The sequence below is a fragment of the Microbacterium sp. 5K110 genome (assembly GCF_005774735.1).
Taxonomy (GTDB): domain Bacteria; phylum Actinomycetota; class Actinomycetes; order Actinomycetales; family Microbacteriaceae; genus Microbacterium.
In genome coordinates, this window is record NZ_VBUM01000034.1 from 1 (window position 1) to 18798 (window position 18798).

Sequence of the window (18798 nt, forward strand, 5' to 3'; positions counted from 1 at the left end):
GGCGTACGTGATCTCGGGGCGGCCGGGGCCGCCGTAGCGAGGTTCGCGGCGCACGCGGCCCACGTCGGCCAAGTGCTCGAGGTAGCGGCGTGCGGTCACACGCGACATGCCCTCGCGCTCGCCGACCTCGGTCGAGGACACCGCCGCAGCGGCGGTGCGGACACGCTCGGCGACGGCCTGCAGCGTCTCGTCGCTCAGGCCTTTCGGAAGCGTCGGCGCGACGGTGCGGAGCGTCCCCAGCAGGGCGTCGACCTCGGACTGGGTCGCTTCGCCGGCGGCGCGGTCGAGCCCCTCGACGTAGGCGCGGTAGGCCTCGAGTCGCTCGCGGAAGGCGGCGAACGTGAACGGCTTGATGAGGTACTGCACGACGCCGGTCGACACCGCGGCGCGGACGGTCGCGGCATCCCGGACCGCCGTCACCGCGATGATGTCGACGCCCGCGCCCATCGCGCGCACGCGCCGGGCGACGTCGAGCCCGCCGCCGTCCGGCATCGTCATGTCCAGCAGCACGAGGTCGATGGGGCGGTGGGGGTCGGCGATCGCGGTCAGCGCCGCGCGAGCGCCCGCGGCCTGGCCCGCTACCGCGAACCCCGGCAGCCGCTCGACGTAGGCGGAGTGCAGTTCGAGGGCGAGGGCATCGTCGTCGACGATCAGCACGCGGATCACGCGGTCACCGCCTCGACGGGAGCTGGGAGCAGCACCCGCACGGTCGTGGGATCGGCGGTGACGCGGAGGGTGCCGCCGTGGGCCGCGACGATGTCGCGCACGAGGGCGAGTCCCACCCCGCGGCCGCCCGGCGCCGCGGCATCCTTGGTCGACGCACCGAACGCGAACGGGTCCGCCAGACGGGGGTCGAAGCCCGTCCCGCTGTCGCTCACCTCGATCACGACGTCGGCAGCCCTTCGCGTCAGGGAAGCGCGCACCCACCGCGGATCCGCGCCGGCGGCCGCGGCATCCATCGCATTGTCCACGAGGTTGCCGACCATCGTCACCGCCTCGGCCGGGGCGAGGGGCAGCGCGGGCGTGGGCTCATCGACGTCGAGGTCGAGGGCGACGCCGCGTTCGGCGGCCTCGTCGAGCTTGCCGAGCAGCAGCGCGACCACGACGGCGCCGTCGTTGCCCGCCACCAGGCGGTCGGCGAGCGCCTGCCGATCCTCGGTGGAGGCCGCGATGAGCCGGCGCGCGTCATCGATGCGACCGAGCTCGAGCAACGCCAGCAGCGCGTGCAGACGGTTGCCGTGCTCGTGCGTCTGCGACCGCAGGGTGTCGCTCAGCGTGCGCACGCCCTCGAGCTCGCCGAGCAGCGCCTGCAGCTCGGAGCGGTCGCGCAGGGTCATGACCCGACCGCGCTCGGGAGCGCGGCGGCCGGTCAGGTCGCGCGCCTCCTCCTGGTTGATCAGCAGCACGCGGTCGCCCGTGACGACCGTCTCCTCGACCATGCGGCGGCCGCTCACGAGTGCCTCGGCGAGGGCGGCATCCATGTCGATCTCCCGCGGGTCCAGGCTCACTTGCCCCGTCGTGGCGGGGGGAAGGCCCAGCAGGTCGGCCGCCTCGTCGTTGTACAGCACGATCCGGCCCTCGTGGTCGGTGACGACGAGCCCCTCGCGCAGCGAGTGCAGGACGGTCTCGTAGCTCTCGACGAGCCGCGCGAGTTCGCGGGGCGTGTACGAGCCGGTGACACGGCGGGCGCTGCGACGGACGTAGAGCGCACCGAGGATGCCGATCCCCACGATTCCGGCCGCGGCGGTGACGATCAGCGGCACGCGTGCGGCGAGGTCGGCCTGCACCGCGCCCAGGGTGACCCCGACCGAGACGAGGCCGACGATCTCGCCCTCGTCAGCGCCGTCCGCGCGGATCGGCGCGATCGTGCGGACCGAGGGGCCCAGGGTGCCGCCGTACACCTCGGTGTGCGTGCTTCCCGCGAGCGCCTCCTCGCGCGAGCCCAGGTACGGTTCGCCGATCTCGGAGCGATTGCGGTGGGTCAACCGGATGCCGTCGGGCGTCATGATCGTCACGAACGACAGGTCGGCGTCCGACAGGATCGCCTCGACCATCGGCTGCAGCGTGTCCGAGTCCCGCTCGCGCACCAGCGCGGCGACCTCCGGTTCGTGCGCGAGGGTCTCGGCCACGGAGCGCGTCACTTGCTCGGCCTGCCGCTGACCGGAGTCCGACAGCTGGACCGACATGAGCGCCGCCAGGACGCCCGCGACCAGCACGACGACGCCCAGCGACACCATCGCCAGCCGTCCGCCCACGCTCAATCGCACGCCGTGCCCTTTCCGGTCTGCCGTGAACAATACGACCACAACTCGGCCCGGGGTCGGCGCTCCCGCAGAGTCGTCACGTCGCCGGCGACCCCGCCGGACTCAACGAAGACGTTAGGAAAAGGGGAAGTCGCCGATGTCTCTCTCACTCCGCACCACGCGCGACGGTCGTCCGCGTAAGAAGATCGACCGCAACCACTGGCTCTACATCGCGGTCATCCTCGCCGTCGTCGCGGGCATCGTGGTGGGACTCACCGCCCCGCAGTTCGCGACGGGCCTCGAGCCCCTCGGCAAGGGCTTCGTCAACCTCATCAAGATGATGATCGCGCCGGTGATCTTCTGCACGATCGTCGTCGGCATCGGCTCCATCGCGAAGGCGTCGACCGTCGGCAAGATCGGCGGACTGGCGATGCTCTACTTCCTCGTCATGTCGTCGTTCGCGCTGGTCATCGGCCTCGTCGTCGGCAACATCATCCACCCCGGCGAGGGCCTGAACATCGCCGGTGCCACGTACGAGGCGGCCCCCGAGGCCACCACGACGCAGGAGTTCATCCTGGGCATCATTCCGACGACGTTCTTCTCGGCGTTCACCGGCGGCAGCATCCTGCAGGTGCTGTTCATCGCCCTGCTCGTCGGCTTCGCGCTGCAGGGTATGGGCGAGCGCGGGGCGCGCATGGTCGAGGGCATCCGCAACTTCCAGGCGCTGGTCTTCCGCATCCTGGGCATGATCCTGTGGCTCGCGCCCATCGGTGCGTTCGGCGCGATCGCCGCGGTCGTCGGCAAGACCGGGTTCCAGGCCGTGATCAGTCTCGGCATCCTGATGGGGGCGTTCTACCTGACGTGCTTCCTGTTCATCACGCTCGTCCTGGGTGTGCTGCTCTACGTCGTCACGCGGGTCAACATCTTCGCGCTCATGAAGTACCTGGGCCGCGAGTACCTGCTGATCGTCGGCACCTCGTCGTCCGAGGCCGCGCTGCCCCGCCTCATCGCCAAGATGGAGCACCTCGGCGTCTCGAAGCCCGTCGTGGGCATCACCGTGCCCACGGGGTACTCGTTCAACCTCGACGGCACGGCGATCTACCTCACGATGGCGTCGCTGTTCATCGCCTCGGCGATGGGCGCACCCATGTCGATCGGCGAGCAGATCGGGCTCATGGTCTTCATGATCATCGCGTCCAAGGGCGCCGCCGGGGTGACCGGCGCCGGCCTCGCCACCCTGGCCGGCGGTCTCTCGGCCTACCGCCCCGACCTGGTCAACGGCGTCGGCGTGATCGTCGGCATCGACCGGTTCATGTCCGAGGCCCGCGCGGTCACCAACTTCACCGGCAACGCGGTCGCCACGATGCTCATCGGCGTCTGGACCAAGCAGTACGACGGCGAGCGCGTGCGTGAGGTGCTCTCGGGCCGGATGCCGTTCGACGAGGCGCTCCTCACCGGTCACGACCACTCGGCCACCCCCGCGGCGGATGCCAAGGAAGAGGCGTCGGCGGAGGCCGGCACCGGGCCCGCCCCGGTCGACACCCGTGCCCTGGACGCCTTCCGCGCCCAGGCGGAGGCCGAGGCGGCGGCTGCGGCGCGGGGTCGCTCGTGAGCCTTGCGCACCTGGGGGCGGGGACGGCTTCGGCCGCCTCCGCCTCCGCGCGCGTCGACCTCGCGCGGACGTGGCTGCTGCGCTCGCCGCTCGCGGCGGACGGCGGGACCGCGGCCGACGTGCGTGTCCTCGACCTCGAGGACGGTCTGCCCGCGGGCCGCAAGGCCGAGGGGCGCGACCGTGCCCGCCACGCGGCCGAGGCGGCGCCGGTGTGGCTGCGCATCAGCGCTGCCGGAACTCCCGACGGCGAGGCCGATCTCGCGCTGGGCCGGGACCTCGACGATCGTCTCGCGGGCGTCGTGCTGGCGATGTGCGCGGGTCCGGCCGACGTCGCGCACGTCGCGGCATCCCTTCCCTCGGGGGTACCGATCGTCGCGATGATCGAGTCGGCCGCGGCGCTGCTCTCGGCCCCGGCGATCGCCGCCCACCCCGCGACGCGGCGCCTCGCGTTCGGCACCGGCGACTTCCGCCGCGACACCGGCATGGCCGCCGACCGCCTCGCGCTGTCGTGGCCGCGCGCGCAGCTGGTCGTCGCGTCGGCGGCGGCCGGGATCGCCGGGCCGATCGACGGTCCGTGCGGCGCGGGCGAGCAGGCCCAGGATGCCGCGGCCCACGCCGCCGCGATGGGCTTCACCGGGACGCTGGCGCTGCGGGATGCCGCGATCCCCGGCGCCCACGTCGGCTTCACGCCGTCGCCCGACGAGGTCGCCGCGGCCCGGACCTTGCTCTCGGCGACGCCCGACGGCCCGGTCGACGGGTCGTACGCCCCTGCCCGGGCCCGCGCCCGCGCGCTCGTGGCCCGCGCCGAGGCCCTGGCCGCGCTCTGACGCCGACGCCGGTCCGGGCTGTGCGGCGCCACCGTGGCACCACCGTGGCGCCACCGTGGCGCCCAGATCACGTGATCTGATCGAGGTGACCCGCTGTGGAGCGCCATGACCTGTGACCTCGGCGAGTTCACGTGATCTGGCGGCGCTGCGGGCCCGCGGTCAACGCGACCGGAACCATCCACGCCGCCGCCGCGCGAGCGGAGCGGCCGGTGTCGCGGCGAGGCGCCGGCGACGGCGTTCGGCCCACGCGGCCACTTCGGCCTCGACGTCGACGGTCGGGGTCACTACGGGCGGCCCGCCGAGGAGCTGCCTCCGCGCATCGATGACGCGGCGGTTGAAGTCCTCGAGCGCCTCGCGCACGTCATCCTCGCGAGACAGCGCGTCCATGCGCGTGGCGAGCTCGGTGTGCTCGACCCGCAGCGTCAAGGCGGGCGGCCCGAGACCGCTGAGTTTCTCGGTCTCGATCTTGCGGCGGATCCACCAGTCCGGATCGTGGCTGCCACCGAGATCGGGGAGCGGCTTGCCGGCCCCGGGTAGGTCGTCGAAGTCGCCGCGGCGGATCGCCTGCTGAATTGCGGTCTCGACGTAGGCCGCCCGCTCAGCGGTGGTCGAGCCGCGTGGGGGAGCGGCATCCTCGGGCTCCGGTTCGATCCCGGCATCCCTCAGCCGCCGGTCCAGGCGGTAGCGTTCCGCCGCCTGCCTCGGGTCGTCGCTCATGCTGCCTCCGCGGTGTGCTCGGGTTCCTCCAGGCTACGACGCCCACAACTCCGGCAGGGCGTATCCGCGGGAGGGGGATGCCGTGGCGGCGTGCGTGTGTGCAGGAGTTGTGCCGGGTGCGGGGGCGGCTACAGCCCGAGCGGCTACAGCCCGAGCCGCCGCAGCCGGAGCCGGGCCATGTCCTGGGCGCGCGGGCCTGAGCCGAGCGCGCGCTCGGTGACCCGCAGGATGAGCCGGGTCGCGGTCTTCACCGGCAGCCACGACCGGCGCACGCCCAGCATCCGCCGCAGGCGCGGGGGGATCGTCGCCACGGCCGCCGCGAAGAGCACGCGGTAGGCGATGCCCATGACGCCCGTGAACGGCGGTTTCTTCAAGAACCGCACGACGTCGTCGACCCGCTCGTCGCGGCGGAGCTCGCCGCGGTCGAGGAACCCGTCGAGTTCGCCGCGCAGCGCGGCCTCGGTGAGCGGGGGATCGGGGATGCGCATGAGGCGACCGGCCGTGGCCCAGTCGGCGACGTAGGCATCCGGGCCCCCGGGGATCGTCCCGCCGTAGGCCTGGTGGCTCGACAGGAACGCGTCGGTGAAGGCCAGGTGCACCCAGCGCACGAGGTCGCGGTCTTCGGCGGTGTAGCCGCGCTCCCCGCCGTCGCCGGCGACGTACGTGCCCTGGACGCGTCGGTGGAAACGCCCGACGCGGGCGGTCTCGGCATCCGCTTGGGTGGTCGATCCGTACGTGAGCGTGATGACCCAGCGCACGGTGCCGGTGAGGCGGCCGATGGGATCCTCGCGGTAGCGCGAGAAGTCGTGGACCCCGGCCAGAGCCCCGGGGTGCAGGGCCTGGAGCAGCAGAGCCCGGATGCCGGCCACCAGGGTCCCCATCCCGGCATGAACGGTCCACGCAGGACCGTTCTCGACGAAGTACCCCGCGTCGTCGCCCTCGGCGATCGCGCGGACGTACGGGGCCATCCCGGTCGGGTCACCCGCGAGAGCGGTGAGGAGCCGCGCGCGCAATCGGGCGACGTGCGGCGGGACCGGGGGAGGAGGCGTCACCCCTCCAGCGTGCCATCGCGCGGGAGGGGTGGGGCCGGATCAGTGACTCTCGTGGCTGATGACGGGGACCGATCCGTCGTCGCGCAGCAGCACCGCGTTCTGCGCGGAGCCCAGGGCGGGGGTGACGACCACCGCGATGACCGAGGCGGCCACGAGAAGACCGACGACGCTCATCGGCTGCGCGGTACGCGGGGAGTCCCCGGAGCGGCCCCGTCGGCGCAGGTGCACCGCAGCGGCGCCCCCGACGACGACCAGCAGAAGCATGGCCGCAGCGACGGCGAGCACGCTCGTGTGCGCGGGGAGGACGAACATCAGGGCGGACGTGGCGACCAGCGCGATCAGCACTCCCGCGAGGGTGGCCCGGGGCGCGACGAGTCGCCCCAAGGCCAGGACGGCGCCGCCCCAGACGAGCGAGGCCACACCCAGGACGACCAACCCCGCTCCGAGGCCGCGCGAGGCGACCCCGGAGCCGGGCCCGACGATCGCGCCCGCACCGAGGGAGGCCACGATGAGCCCGGCCCCCCATGCGGACACGGAGGGCCACGACCGGACGAAGGTCGCAGCGTTCACGATCAGACCGCCGCGGTGCGGGGGACGTTGCGCTCGGTGCCGAGGCCGACACCCAACAGCACGACCGCGCTGGCGAGGTGCAGGAAGTGGTCGGCCGTGTTCAGCGCGAGGATGTTGGCGGCGGTGCCCACCAGGAAGAAGCCGATGATGCCCAGCAGCAGGTACACGGCGCCGACGGTGGTGTTGACGCCCTTGGCGGCGCGCGCGTTCGCGAGACCGGCGACCAGCAGCGCGGCACCGATCAGGAGGTGCGCGATGTTGTGCAGCGGGTTCACCTCGAAGATGCCGAGCAGCAGGCCACCCTCGGTGGCGATGAAGCCGACGCCGCCGGTCACGGCGAAGCCGAGCAGACCGACGAGCAGATAGACGGCGCCGAAGACGGTGGCGACGATGCGGTTCGGTGACGAGCTCATGATGAACCTCCCAGAGTTCTTGCAGCGACCACTCGGCCGCCATCCCCACATCTTCGGAGACGATGGGAGATTCGGATTGGGCTTTGCGGCATCCGCAGCGATCAGGTATTGGGGCGTCCGCGCGGCGCTGCCTGCGTCCTGATCGGCCCGCGCCCGGCCCGGTCAGGCGATCCGCGTCACCCGCAGCGCGAGGAACTGCCGTCCCGGCAGGTCGACGCGCACGGTACCCCGGTGTGTGCCGGGTACCGCCTCGACCGTCATGTTCCAGGTGTCGACGACCTCGACCTTCCACTCGCCCTCGCCGAGGAGCACGGTGCGGAAGCGCGGTCTGTTGAAGCCGAAGTAGGCCACGCGCACCGAGCCGTCCTCCGACTGCGCCCAGGGCACGTCCCAGTCCGAGGGGGCGGGGTCCAGCACGCCCCCGGGGACGTCGGCGAGGACACGCTCGAGGAAGCCGATGCGGTCGGGGGACGAGCCGTGCAGCACGCCGCCCTTGGCCCACCACAGCACCTCGTCGTCGTCGCCCGCCGCCGCGGGCATGATTGCCTCACCGGCGGGCGCGGGCAGGTAGGTCTCGCCGTGACCGACGTATCCGCCGCGTACGGCCCCTTCCCAGAACCGGCGCGTCATCTCCTCGCCGGTGATGTTGCCCCACCCCTGGTCGATGTCGCCCTCGTAGGCGCACTCGTCGATGACGACCGGCTTCCCCCACTGCTCGCGCCACTCGTCGGTGTTCTCCGCGGTGCGGTACACGTCGACGCGCTGCACGCTGGCGTGAGTGATCCACGCCCGGGAGTAGTCGTAGAACGGGCGGCAGTTGTGGATCGAGATCAAGTGGGCGAACGGATCCTCTTCGCCGACGATCGCGGCGATGCGCTCCCAGTCGTCCTCGTCCTTCCCCCACACCAGGTCGTACTCGTTGGCCAGCGACCACCACACGTTCGAGAACGCGGCCAGTCGCCGGACGACGTAGCGCACGTAGCGGTCGTCGACGGCGGGTCCGAGATCGGCGAATCCCCAGCGGTCGTAGGCGTGGAACAGGATCAGGTCGGCCTCGATGCCCCGCTCGGCGAGCTGGGCGATGCGCCGTTCGAGTCGACGGAAGTGCGCGGGGTCGAAGCGCTCGAGATCGAAGCCGTCCGCCAGCGACCCCGGGAAGACGAAGTCCTCGGGCTCGTTGGCGTTGAACAGGTACGACTTCGGGAACACGCACATGCGGAGCTTGCGGAACGGTCCGTCCGTGAGCGTGGCGAGCGTCTGCTCCTGCAGGTCGTCGGGCTGGTGGGTCCACGCGTACGCGGTGGTTCCGAGCGGGCGGTGCCGCGTGCCGTCCGCGTGCCGGAAGTGGAAGCCGTCGACCCGGACCGGACCGTGGGCTCCGGATGCCGCCGCCCCCACGTGGGCCGATCCGGTCAGTCCGTCGAGGGACCGGGTCGTGGCATCCGTCTCGAAGGTCCATTCGCCCTCGGCATCCGCCAGCGCCCGGAAGACCCACTCGCCGTCGCCGTCGTAGAACCCGCCGACGCGCGCGGTGGAGCCGTCGGGGCGGCGGAAGGTCGCGTGGGCGTCGACGTCGACGAAGGGGTTGCCGTGCGAGGGGCCGTCGACGCGGACCTCGATGACGCCCCACTGCGTCGTAGCCGAGGTCGGCCGCACGCGTGCGGAGGCGCGGGCGACCTCGGCGCCCTCATAGGTGGCCGAGGGCTCGATCGCCGGCGCGTGCGGCGGGCGCACGTCGCCGTCACCGATCTCGGCGAGCGCCTCCCAGAACGCCGCCCGATGCTCCGGGTCCTGCAGGCTCGGCACGATCGCGATGAGCTGGCCGAGGCGGCCGCCGCGGAACTGCGTCGCCATGGGGGACGCGGCGACGCCGGGCAGGAAGCGCTCGAGCACGGCCCGGGCGCCGGGGTGGTCGAGGGCATCGCCGAAGAGAGAGCGGCGGTCGAACATCAGGGTCCTCGATTCCGGGTCAGACGGCGCCGGTGGCGTCGCGGACGGCGCGATCCACCCGGGCGAGCACGTCGAGGGGAGTGAACATCAGGGCGCTGGAGAGCGGCCGGCCCGCTCCCCAGACGGTTTCGCCGCGGACGGTGTCGACCCGCTCGGGGGCGGCCTCGCTCAGCGCCTCGAGGAGCGCCGCGTACGCGCGCGGGTCGTCCATGACGTCCGCGAGCGACGCTTCCAGCCCCGGGAGCGGGGGACGAGGGGATGCCGCCGGCAGCACGACGGTCCACTCGTGCGCGCCGGATCCCACCGTCGCAGGCAACGCCTGGCCGTCGTTCGGGATGCCGGGGAGATCGACGTCGGCGGTCGTGTTCGGGGGCACCACGGCGGTGACCCGGACGACGCTCCCCTCGCGTCGCCAGGCGACCTCGGCCGCGCCGTACGGCGTCTCGTGTCGTGCCGAGGCGTGGTCCAACGCCGCGAGAGGACGCGGGGCGATCCGCAGGCGGCGGTACCCCGGTGCCGCCGGCGCGAGGCCGGCGACGGTCCGGTGCAGCCAGTCGGCGACCGCGCCCAGCGCGTAGTGGTTGAACGACGTCATCTCGCCCGGGTTCACCGAGCCGTCCGGCAGCAGGCTGTCCCAGCGCTCCCACACCGTCGTCGCCCCCATCGTCACCGGGTAGAGCCAGGACGGGCACTCGGTCTGCAGCAGCAGACGCTCCGCCGCGGCGAGGTGGCCGCCGTCGCTCAGGGCGTCCGTGACGAGCGGAGTGCCCACGAAGCCGGTGCCGATGCGGTACCCGCCCTCGCGCACGAGCGCGGCGAGGCGGTCGGCCAGCGCGCGACGCGTCGGCACGTCGCGGACGAGGTCGAACCGCAGGGCGAGCGCGTACGCCGTGGGGGCGTCGCTCATCATGCGCCCGGCGGGGGTGACGTACTCGGACACGAAGGCTCGGCGGCTGCGTTCGGCCAGGTCGCCGTAGAGGGCGGCATCCTCGTCGCGCCCGAGGATCTCGGCGGCCTCGGCGACGAGCCGCAGCGAGCGGGCGAAGGAGGCCGTCGCGACGATGTCGGCGTCGACCTTCGCCCGTCCCGGTTTGTCCGGTGGAGCCGACGCATCGAGCCAGTCGCCGAGCTGCATGCGTCCGGCCCACAAGCCGCTCTCCCCGGCGTCGCGGCGGACGGCCTCGACCCAGGCGCGCATGCTCGGGTATTGGGCGGCGAGCACCTCGCGGTCGCCGAACCTCTCGTGCAGGACGCCCGGCACGACCGTGGCCGCGTCTCCCCAGGCGGCGACGGGGCCACCTCCCGCGAAGGACGGGAGGGCGGCCGGGATGACGACGGGGACGACGCCGTCCTGGCGCTCCTGTTCGTGGGCGAGGTCGCGCAGCCACGACGTGAGGAACCCGTCGCTGTCGTACAGGAAACTCGCTGTGGGTGCGAAGACCTGCAGGTCGCCCGTCCAGCCCAGGCGCTCGTCGCGCTGGGGGCAGTCGGTCGGGATCGACAGGAAGTTCCCCCGCATGCCCCACACGACGTTCTCGTGCAGACGGTCCAGGAGCCCGTGCGAGGACGAGAACCACCCCGTCCGCACCAGGTCGCTGTGCAGGACGGCGGCCTCGACGTCGTCGTCGGCGACCTCGACGCCCTCGATCTGCGCATACCGGAAGCCGTAGAACGTGAAGCGGCTCTCGAGCACGTCCTCGTCGCCGGAGAGGTCGAAGGATGCCTCGGCCCGGGCGTTGCGCAACGGGCGGAGCGCCAGCTCGCCGTCGTCGAGCACTTCGGCGTGCCGGATGCTCACGCGCGTGCCGGCAGCTCCGCGCACGCGCACGCGCAGGCGTCCGACGAGGTTCTGCCCGAAGTCGAGGACGGTACCGCCCGAGGGCGTCCGCAGGCGCGCGGTCACGGGCAAGGACTCGATGCGGCGCACGGGAGGAGCGATGCGGGCCTCGGGCACGGGTACCGACGCGTAGCCGGGGCGGGCGACGGCCCCGATCCGGGCCGGCATCCAGGTCACGCCGTCAGCCGGCGTCGTCGCGGTCTCGCCGGCGCGGCGCAGGTCCTGATGCTCGCCGGCGTAGATGCCGCTCGCCCGGACGGCCCCTCCGGTCGAGGCCTCCCACCCGGGTCCCGTCGCGGCGAGGGTCTCGGTGGTGCCGTCGTCGTAGGTCACGCGCAGCTGGGCCAGGAACGCCGGCTGGTCGCCGTACACGCGATCCGTGAAGACGAAGAAGCCGTACTTCTCGGTGTACCAGGCCCCCGCGATCGCCGCCCCCAGGACGTTCTCGCCCGGGGTGAGGTGCGCGGTCACGTCGACCGTCTCGTGGACGAGGCGGTCGCGGTACGCCGTCCAGCCGGGGGAGAGGACGTCGTCGCTCACCGGGGAGCCGTTGACCTCGGGTTCGGCGACGCCGAGCGCCGTCCAGAACAGCAGCGCGCGGCGCACGGGGCGGTCGAGGTGGAACACGGTGCGCACGAGCGCGGGCTGGGCTTCGGCCTCGGGCGAGGCGAGACCGATCGGCTCGGCCACCCATTCGCCCTCGCCGAGGAATCCTGCGGCCACCTCGAGCGGGGCGCTCCAGTCGCTCGCGCTGCCCGCGGTGTCGGTCACGCGCACCCGCACCGACCGGACCTCGCCGGGCGCCAGGGGGGCGAACGGCCACGCCACGAGGACGGACGCGTCGCCGTCCAGCGTGACGGTGTCCCTCCCGTCGGTCATTTCCGCCCCGGCCTGCCGCCAGTCCCGTGTCTCCGTCTGCACGCGCCACGACAGTCGGGGCCGGGCCGTCGCGACGAAGGGGGTGTCCTCCCGCAGCTCGGCCCGCACGATCACCTCGGTGACGCTCACTCGTCGTGCCCTTCGGAGATCCAGCTCGTGGCATCCACACGTCCGGCCCGGACGTACACGCCCATGACGCGGCCCGTGAAGGACTCGGCCGTCTCGGACGAGAGGAATCGCCCGTCGACCTCGGCGAGCTCGATGCGCCGCCCGTCGACCTCGGCGGCGAGGCGGAAGACGTCGCTGGTGCGCGCGAACCCTCCCTCGGAGAGGGGACGCTCCGACGAGATGCGCAGGGTCACGACGTCCGCATCGATCGGGGCGTCCCACTCCTGCACGAGACCGGCGACCGTCGCGCGCGCCACCAGGCGCCCGGCTCCCGCTTCGATCTCGACGTGGAAGTTCTCGTCGTAGCGGCAGGCGAGACCGCCCACGCCCGCGGTGCAGTCGACGGCGACCGACGTGGTCTGGGTCAAGTGCTCCTGTCGGCGGCCGACGAACACGGGGCGCGGGTCGTCGAGCGTCGATCCGTCGGAGCGGAGGACGAGCCACCCCGGCCGGGAGGTCAGGTCTGCGAGCTCGGTGGGCAGACGCCGGGGCGTGATCCACTCGCCGTCCAGCGGCGCGTCCGGGGCGAAGGCCACCTCCGCGCGCGTGCCGGGGCGCGGGTTCAGCGCCACCGGCTCCATCGTCGGCCACCCGTCCTCGTGCCAGCGCACGGGCGTGACGAACGTCTCGCGTCCGAGGGCCGAGAACGCCCGCGTCATGCTGCGCGGACGGACCCCCAGCAGGACGCACAGCCACTCGCCGTCGGGACCGATGACGAGATCGCCGTGTCCGGTGTTCTGGACCGGACGGATCGTGGAACGTGCCGAGACGAGCGGGTTGGCCGGTCCCGTCTCGAACGGTCCCTCGGGGCGGTCGGCGCGGGCGATCGAGACGCCGTGCCCGCGCTCGGTGCCGCCCTCGGCGATGAGCAGATACCAGCGGCCGTCGATCTCGTACAGGTGCGGTGCCTCGGGGAACTGGCCCCCGGTGCCCGACCACAGCGACCGCGGCTCCTCGAGCGCGCGGTGCGTGTCCAGGTCGACGCGCGCCTGCAGGATGCCGAGATGGCGACCGGCATCCGGGCCGCCGAGCACCAGACCGGAGTAGGTCACGATGACGGTGCCGTCGGCATCCCACGCGATGTCCGGGTCGATGCCGTCGAGCGACGCACGGCCGTCCCGGTCGACGATCAGGTCGCCGTCGCTCCACGGCCCGGCCGGATCGGTCGCCGTGAAGTGGAGCATGCCCCGACCCATGGCATCCGTCACGACCAGGTGGAACACTCCGTCGCGGTGCCGCAGGGTCGGTGCCCACGCGCCGCCCGCGGTGCGCACCTCCTCGACGCCGAGCTGACTCGGGCGCGTCGCGACGTGACCGATGAGCTCCCACGTGACGAAATCGGTCGAACGGTGGATCGGGATGCCGGGCAGGTACTCGAACGTCGAGGTGGCCAGGTACCAGGTGTCGCCGACGCGCACCGCCGAGGGGTCGGGGTGGAAACCGGCGAGGAGAGGATTGGGGTAGTCGGTCATGCTGCGGTCTCCGTGTCGAGGACGCGACCGATCTCGGCCGCCAGGGCGATGGCGCGCGGATCTCCGCCGCCGGGCCACGCGCCGCGCGCGATCGTCCAGGCGAAAGCCACGCCCGTGTCGGGGTCGACGCACGCGAACGCCCCCGCCGCGCCGTCGTGCCCGAAGGCCCGCGGTCCGCCGAAGGGCATCGCGGCCGAGGGCTTCTGGAACACGATCGCGTGGGCGCGGTCGTGCTGACCGAGCACCTCGTCGAACCCGCGCACCTGCTGCTGACCGATCGTCGCGACCGTCTCGGCCGAGAGGAACGGTGCCCGCCCGTCGACACCGGTGACCGCGGCGGCCAGCATCCGAGCGATGCCGCGGGCGCTCCCGGTCGCCGAGGTGGCGGGGTGGCCGTAGCCCCAGCTCCGCCGGTCGTTGGCCATGTCGACGCGGGAGTGGCCGGGGTCGAACACGAGCGCGCCCAGCGGCGTGACGGTGCGCTCGCCGGGTCCCGCCGCGGGCGGGATCATCGGCAGCACGTCCACGCGCCGCGACTCCTGGTCCGCCGGGAGGCCGAGGAAGAAATCGATGCCGTGAGGAGCGCGGATCTCCTCCTCGTAGAACGCGTGCATCGTCCGTCCGGTGACGCGCTGCACGAGCTCGGCACCGAGCGTGCCGATCGTCGTGGCGTGGTACCCGAACGCGCTTCCCGGATGCCAGAACGGCACGCTCGCCGCGAGGCGTTCGGCCGCGACCGGCTGGTCGAGCAAGTCCACGAAGTCCAGCGCGGGCGTCGCCTGCGCGAGGCCCGCCTGGTGCGACAGCAGCTGACGCACCGTCACGGCGGCCTTGCCCGCCGCGGCGAACTCCGGCCAGTACGAGGCCACAGGCGCATCGAGGTCGAGGAGTCCGCGCTCGACGAGCACACCGACGGTGATGCCGATCGTGTTCTTCGACACCGAGTAGGGCACGATGACGCTGTCCTCGCCGAGGTGCGCTCCGCCCCACACATCGAGGACGGGTGCGCCGTGGTGGAACGCCGCCGCCTGGAACGACAGCTCCGGGTCGGCCGCCAGCGCGGCAGCCAGACGCTCGCCCGCCGCCGCCAGACGCGGATCGACGTGGCCGTGCAGCAGACCCGCGGTCATGCGCCGACCTCCCAGCTCTCGGTGAGCGGCGTATGCTCCACCGAGCCGCCGACGCGGAGCGTGTACGAGCCGGGCTCGACCTCCCAGCCGCCGTCCCAGTGCGCGAGGCGACGGGCGGGGAGGGGGATGCGGACCGTCGCCGTCTCGCCGGCGTCCGCGCGCACCGCGGCGAACCCGACGAGCCAGCGGGCAGGTCGATCGACGGCGGAGCCGGCGCGCTCGGCATACACCTGGACGACCTGGCCGCCCGCGCGCGCGCCGGTGTTGGTGAGGGTCACGACGAGCTCCTCGTCGTCGCGCGCGGCAGCGTCCCACGACCAGCTCGTGTAGCCCAGGCCGTGGCCGAAGGGGAACGCGGGCCGGGCGTCGGCGCGCAGCCACGCGCGGTAGCCGATGTGGATGCCCTCGCTGTAGCGGAGAACGCCGTCCTGCGGGGCCACGTCGAGGACGGGCACATCCTCGAGCGCCGCGGGCCACGTGGTGGGGAGGCGGCCTCCGGGCTCGGCGGCGCCGGTGACGACGTCCGCGAGGGCCGTGCCGAACTCCTGGCCGCCGAAGTAGCCCTGGACGATGGCCGCGACGTCCGCGGCCCACGGCAGGACGACCGGTGATCCGGCGTTGACGATCACGACGGTGCGCGGGTTCGCGGCGGCGACGGCGCGGACGAGGTCGTCCTGACGTCCCGGCAGATCCAGGGACACGCGGTCGTACCCCTCGGACTCGACCTGGGAGTTGGTGCCCACCACGACGACCGCGACGTCGGCGTTCGCGGCGGACGCGGCGGCGCGGGCGATGAGCGCGTCGGCATCCGTCTTCTCCGGGGCGATGCCGAGGGTGACGGACATGGCTCCCGCGATCGCACCGTCGTCGGAGCGGTCGAACTCGGCGCGGACGACGATCTCGTGCCCGGCCTCCACCCGCACGGCGGCAGTCAGGGACGGCGGGTTCAGGAAGGCCGCACCCAGGTCGGTCCCCTCCAGCACCGGGGCGTCGTCGAGAACGACGACGCCGTCGACGAGGAGGCGTCCGGGATTGGCGCCGGCGAAGCCGAGCTGGATCTCGCCCGTGGACTCGGGGGTGTAGACGGTCTCGAAGACCACGACGCGCGATCGGGCGATCGGAGCGTCGCCGCCGAACCACACCAGGGCGGTCGCCCGTCGGTCCTCGGTGAACAGTTCGCGGCCGTCCGCGTCGAGGAAGCTCACGCGCACGCCGGGCTGCCCGGTCGCGGGGTTGCGCAGCTGCGAGACCGGGATCTCGGCCACTCCCTCCTGCACCACGGCGCCCAGTTCGTACGACACGCGCTCGGCACCGAACGCGTGCCGCAGACCCTCGAGGGGCGACACGATCCGCTCGGGCACGACGGTGGCGCTACCGCCGCCCTGCGTACGCGCGTCCCGGGCGTTCTGCCCGATCACGGCGACGGAGGCGACGGAGCCCGGCTCCAGGGGGAGGATGCCGTCGTTGGCCAATAGGACCGTGCCGGCGACCGCCGATTCGCGGGCGAAGGTCGTGGCATCGAGGGGGGTCGGCTCGACAGCGACCGAGTCCCCGAGGGCGCCCACGCGCTCGGCCAGGAGCAGCATGCGCAGGACCTTGCGATCCAGGTCCGCCTCGGGCACGCGGCCGTCGCGGACGGCCGCGGCGAGATCGGCCCACGCGGGCGCGGGCCCGGGCATCGCGAGGTCCTGCGACGCCGTGGCCGCCGCCAGCGAACGCACGGCCGTCCAGTCGCTCATGACGACGCCATCGAAGCCCCACTCCGAGTTCAGCGGGGTCTCGAGCAGCTCGTTCTCGGTCATCGTCACGCCGTCGACCGCGTTGTACGAGCTCATGATCGACCACGCGCCGGCCTCGACCGCGCGCTCGAACGGCGCCAGGTACAGCTCGCGCAGCGCTCGCTCGTCCACGTCGATGTCGACGGTGAAGCGGTCGGTCTCGGAGTCGTTGGCGACGTAGTGCTTCGGCGTCGCCGCGACGCCGTTGTCCTGGAGGCCGCGGACGTAGGCGGCCGCGAGCTCGGCCGAGAGCTCGGGGTCCTCGCTGAAGCACTCGAAATGGCGTCCACCGAGCGGGGAACGGTGCAGGTTGATCGTGGGGCCGAGCACCACGTCGACGCCCTTACGGCGCGCCTCGGCGGCCGCGGCTGCGCCGTAGCGGTAGGCCAGTTCGACATCCCACGACGCCGCGAGCGCGGACCCCGACGGCATGTTCAGCGAGGGCTCGCGCTCGTCCCACCGGGGGCCGCGGACCCCGGCGGGCCCGTCCGACAGGGTCATGGCACGCAGCCCGATCTCGGGGAGCGGCACGGTCGTCCAGAAGTCGGCGCCCTGGACGAGGGCGACCTTCCGGTGTCATTCGCGGCGCAACCGGTCAGTGTCAACGCCGCTGCGACGGCGAGGGCTGCTGTGGCCTTCCATCGGAACATCCTTGTCCTCTTCTCTGTGGTGCGGGGCTCGGGTGAGCGACCCTGCGGCGAGAAGCTAACACCAATTCCGAGTGACCGCTAGATTTTTGAGCCAAAAAACTAGCGATCACTAGGAATTCGTTGTAAAACGGATCGTGAGAGGGCTCCCACGCCGACGAGATGGCGTCGTCGTGGCGGTACGGTGAAGCGATGACCGACAGACCGCAGACCCCCCGGCGACAGCGGGGCGAGTATGCGAAGTCCGAGGGGACGAGGCAGGCGATCCTGGATGCGGCCCTCGAGGTCTTCGCGGAGGCGGGCTACCGTTCCGGTTCGCTGCGCGAGATCGCACAGCGCGTCGGGATGAGCGAGGCGGGTCTGCTGCACCACTTCCCGCGCAAGAGCGCGCTGTTGCAGGCGGTGCTCGATCATCGCGACGAGCTCGCGCGGGCGATCGTGGACTTCGAGGACGACGACGGGGTCGAGACGCTGCGCAACCTCGTCGCCCTCGCCCGCCACAACGCGTCGGTGCCCGGCGTGGTCGAGCTGTACTGCGCCGTCTCCGCCGAGGCGACGGCCCCCGATCACCCGGCGCACGACTACTTCCGTCGCCGCTACGAAGAGGTGCGCACGAGCGTGGGTCGCGCGTTCGAACGCATCGCGGCGGCCGGTCGACTCGCCTCGGGAGTGCATCCCGGCCGCGCGGCGGTCTCGACCATCGCGCTCATGGACGGACTCCAAGTGCAGTGGCTGCTCGACCCGACGTCGACCGACATGGCCGAGGCGCTGGCGGAGTATTTCCGCGCGATGGTGCGCGGGTTCGACCTCACGGCCCTCGAGGACCTCCTCGACGCCGTCGCGGATGGCACCCCGTGATCCGGGTCCCCTTGTCGCACGGCTGACCGTGGGGGACGCGGTCCGGCTCACCGGCCGGCGACACGGCGACCGTCCCCGGACATGACAGAAGGCCCCCGAGTACTCTCCGAGGCCCTCCGCAACGGGTCCGACCTTACGTGCACCCGAGCCCCTCCGCCCGGGATTGCATTTCCACCCCTGTTCGTCTATTGCGGTCTCTGTCACACTCACGCCATGAGGTTCGAGACCACGCTGTCCCAGATGGGCAACAACACCGGTATCGAGGTGCCGCCCGAGGTCGTAGAGGGACTGGGCGGCGGCACACGCGCCGCCGTCACCGTCGACGTCAACGGCTACGTGTACTCCAGCACTCTCGGCGTCATGGGCGGCCGGCACCTCATCCCCTTTTCGTCCGATAGGCGCAAAGCGACCGGGCTCGCGGGCGGCGACCCGATCACGGTCGAGCTGACGCTCGACACCGCCGAGCGGACCGCGGAAGTACCGGACGACCTCGCGGCGGCGCTCGCCGAGGCGGGTGTCCGCGCCGCGTTCGACGCTCTCGCCCCGAGTGTCCGCAAGACGCACGCCGGGAGCGTCGACGGCGCGAAGGCGCCCGAGACCCGTGCACGCCGCATCGCGAAGATCGTCTCCGCCCTGGAGTGACCG

Annotated in this window: 15 protein-coding genes; 4 read left to right on the plus strand and 11 right to left on the minus strand. The window is 72.7% G+C overall.

Annotated features, from left to right (window positions below; all coding sequences use genetic code 11):
- Positions 1 to 666: response regulator (locus tag FE256_RS09455; RefSeq protein ID WP_138175025.1), on the minus strand; the 666-nt coding region annotated here is incomplete at its 3' end.
- Positions 663 to 2267, minus strand: a complete 1605-nt coding sequence (locus FE256_RS09460) for a sensor histidine kinase (protein ID WP_138175027.1) — start codon at positions 2265 to 2267, stop codon at positions 663 to 665. The genes FE256_RS09460 and FE256_RS09455, both read right to left, overlap by 4 nt.
- Before the next feature lie 133 nt (positions 2268 to 2400).
- On the opposite strand from FE256_RS09460, the gene FE256_RS09465 reads away from it, so the two are divergent.
- Both FE256_RS09465 and FE256_RS09470 read left to right on the plus strand, forming a co-directional pair.
- The gene (locus FE256_RS09465; RefSeq protein WP_138175029.1) at positions 2401 to 3855 is read left to right on the plus strand and encodes a cation:dicarboxylate symporter family transporter; all 1455 of its coding nucleotides are present in this window, start codon (positions 2401 to 2403) and stop codon (positions 3853 to 3855) included.
- Positions 3852 to 4682 carry an aldolase/citrate lyase family protein gene (locus FE256_RS09470; protein ID WP_138175031.1) on the plus strand — a complete coding sequence of 277 codons (831 nt, stop codon included), beginning with the start codon at positions 3852 to 3854 and terminating at the stop codon, positions 4680 to 4682. The genes FE256_RS09465 and FE256_RS09470 overlap by 4 nt, the downstream gene beginning before the upstream one ends.
- Before the next feature lie 159 nt (positions 4683 to 4841).
- Here the strand turns inward: FE256_RS09470 and FE256_RS09475 are convergent, their stop codons facing one another.
- The 9 genes from FE256_RS09475 to FE256_RS09515 all read right to left on the minus strand — a co-directional run bounded on the left by FE256_RS09475 (position 4842) and on the right by FE256_RS09515 (position 17149).
- Positions 4842 to 5399 carry a DnaJ family domain-containing protein gene (locus FE256_RS09475; protein ID WP_138175033.1) on the minus strand — a complete coding sequence of 186 codons (558 nt, stop codon included), beginning with the start codon at positions 5397 to 5399 and terminating at the stop codon, positions 4842 to 4844.
- 143 nt (positions 5400 to 5542) lie between these two features.
- Positions 5543 to 6367, minus strand: coding sequence for an oxygenase MpaB family protein (locus FE256_RS09480; RefSeq protein ID WP_394529752.1), 825 nt, complete (start codon positions 6365 to 6367; stop codon positions 5543 to 5545).
- A 123-nt stretch (positions 6368 to 6490) separates the two neighbouring features.
- On the minus strand, positions 6491 to 7021 hold the full coding sequence (locus FE256_RS09485) for a hypothetical protein (RefSeq protein ID WP_138175036.1): 531 nt from the start codon (positions 7019 to 7021) through the stop codon (positions 6491 to 6493).
- Positions 7022 to 7023: 2 nt separating this feature from the next.
- A complete protein-coding gene (locus tag FE256_RS09490; RefSeq protein ID WP_138175038.1) occupies positions 7024 to 7434 on the minus strand; it encodes a DUF4383 domain-containing protein in 411 nt (136 codons plus the stop codon).
- 162 nt (positions 7435 to 7596) lie between these two features.
- The gene (locus FE256_RS09495) at positions 7597 to 9384 is read right to left on the minus strand and encodes a DUF5605 domain-containing protein (protein ID WP_138175039.1); all 1788 of its coding nucleotides are present in this window, start codon (positions 9382 to 9384) and stop codon (positions 7597 to 7599) included.
- A gap of 19 nt (positions 9385 to 9403) precedes the next feature.
- Complete coding sequence (locus tag FE256_RS09500; RefSeq protein WP_138175041.1) at positions 9404 to 12229, minus strand: alpha-L-rhamnosidase; 2826 nt, start codon at positions 12227 to 12229, stop codon at positions 9404 to 9406.
- Positions 12226 to 13740, minus strand: a complete 1515-nt coding sequence (locus FE256_RS09505) for a glycoside hydrolase family 43 protein (protein ID WP_138175043.1) — start codon at positions 13738 to 13740, stop codon at positions 12226 to 12228. The genes FE256_RS09500 and FE256_RS09505 overlap by 4 nt, the downstream gene beginning before the upstream one ends.
- Entirely contained in the window at positions 13737 to 14870 is a 1134-nt protein-coding gene (locus tag FE256_RS09510) for a serine hydrolase domain-containing protein (RefSeq protein WP_138175045.1), read from the minus strand. The genes FE256_RS09505 and FE256_RS09510 overlap by 4 nt, the downstream gene beginning before the upstream one ends.
- Complete coding sequence (locus FE256_RS09515; protein ID WP_252370961.1) at positions 14867 to 17149, minus strand: beta-glucosidase family protein; 2283 nt, start codon at positions 17147 to 17149, stop codon at positions 14867 to 14869. The genes FE256_RS09510 and FE256_RS09515 overlap by 4 nt, the downstream gene beginning before the upstream one ends.
- A gap of 338 nt (positions 17150 to 17487) precedes the next feature.
- Between FE256_RS09515 and FE256_RS09520 the strand changes: the two genes are divergently transcribed.
- Positions 17488 to 18153 carry a TetR/AcrR family transcriptional regulator gene (locus FE256_RS09520; RefSeq protein ID WP_138175049.1) on the plus strand — a complete coding sequence of 222 codons (666 nt, stop codon included), beginning with the start codon at positions 17488 to 17490 and terminating at the stop codon, positions 18151 to 18153.
- 213 nt (positions 18154 to 18366) lie between these two features.
- The gene (locus FE256_RS09525) at positions 18367 to 18795 is read left to right on the plus strand and encodes a YdeI/OmpD-associated family protein (protein ID WP_138175051.1); all 429 of its coding nucleotides are present in this window, start codon (positions 18367 to 18369) and stop codon (positions 18793 to 18795) included.
- Positions 18796 to 18798 lie beyond the last annotated feature (3 nt).

Coding starts and splice junctions, on each gene's coding strand:
- FE256_RS09515 (WP_252370961.1), bottom strand. CDS start 17,149: ATGACCCTGTCGGACGGGCCCGCCGGGGTCCGCGGCCCCCGGTGGGAC.
- FE256_RS09490 (WP_138175038.1), bottom strand. CDS start 7,434: ATGAGCTCGTCACCGAACCGCATCGTCGCCACCGTCTTCGGCGCCGTC.
- FE256_RS09525 (WP_138175051.1), top strand. CDS start 18,367: ATGAGGTTCGAGACCACGCTGTCCCAGATGGGCAACAACACCGGTATC.
- FE256_RS09520 (WP_138175049.1), top strand. CDS start 17,488: ATGACCGACAGACCGCAGACCCCCCGGCGACAGCGGGGCGAGTATGCG.
- FE256_RS09480 (WP_394529752.1), bottom strand. CDS start 6,367: ATGGCCCCGTACGTCCGCGCGATCGCCGAGGGCGACGACGCGGGGTAC.
- FE256_RS09465 (WP_138175029.1), top strand. CDS start 2,401: ATGTCTCTCTCACTCCGCACCACGCGCGACGGTCGTCCGCGTAAGAAG.
- FE256_RS09505 (WP_138175043.1), bottom strand. CDS start 13,740: ATGACCGACTACCCCAATCCTCTCCTCGCCGGTTTCCACCCCGACCCC.
- FE256_RS09475 (WP_138175033.1), bottom strand. CDS start 5,399: ATGAGCGACGACCCGAGGCAGGCGGCGGAACGCTACCGCCTGGACCGG.
- FE256_RS09510 (WP_138175045.1), bottom strand. CDS start 14,870: ATGACCGCGGGTCTGCTGCACGGCCACGTCGATCCGCGTCTGGCGGCG.
- FE256_RS09495 (WP_138175039.1), bottom strand. CDS start 9,384: ATGTTCGACCGCCGCTCTCTCTTCGGCGATGCCCTCGACCACCCCGGC.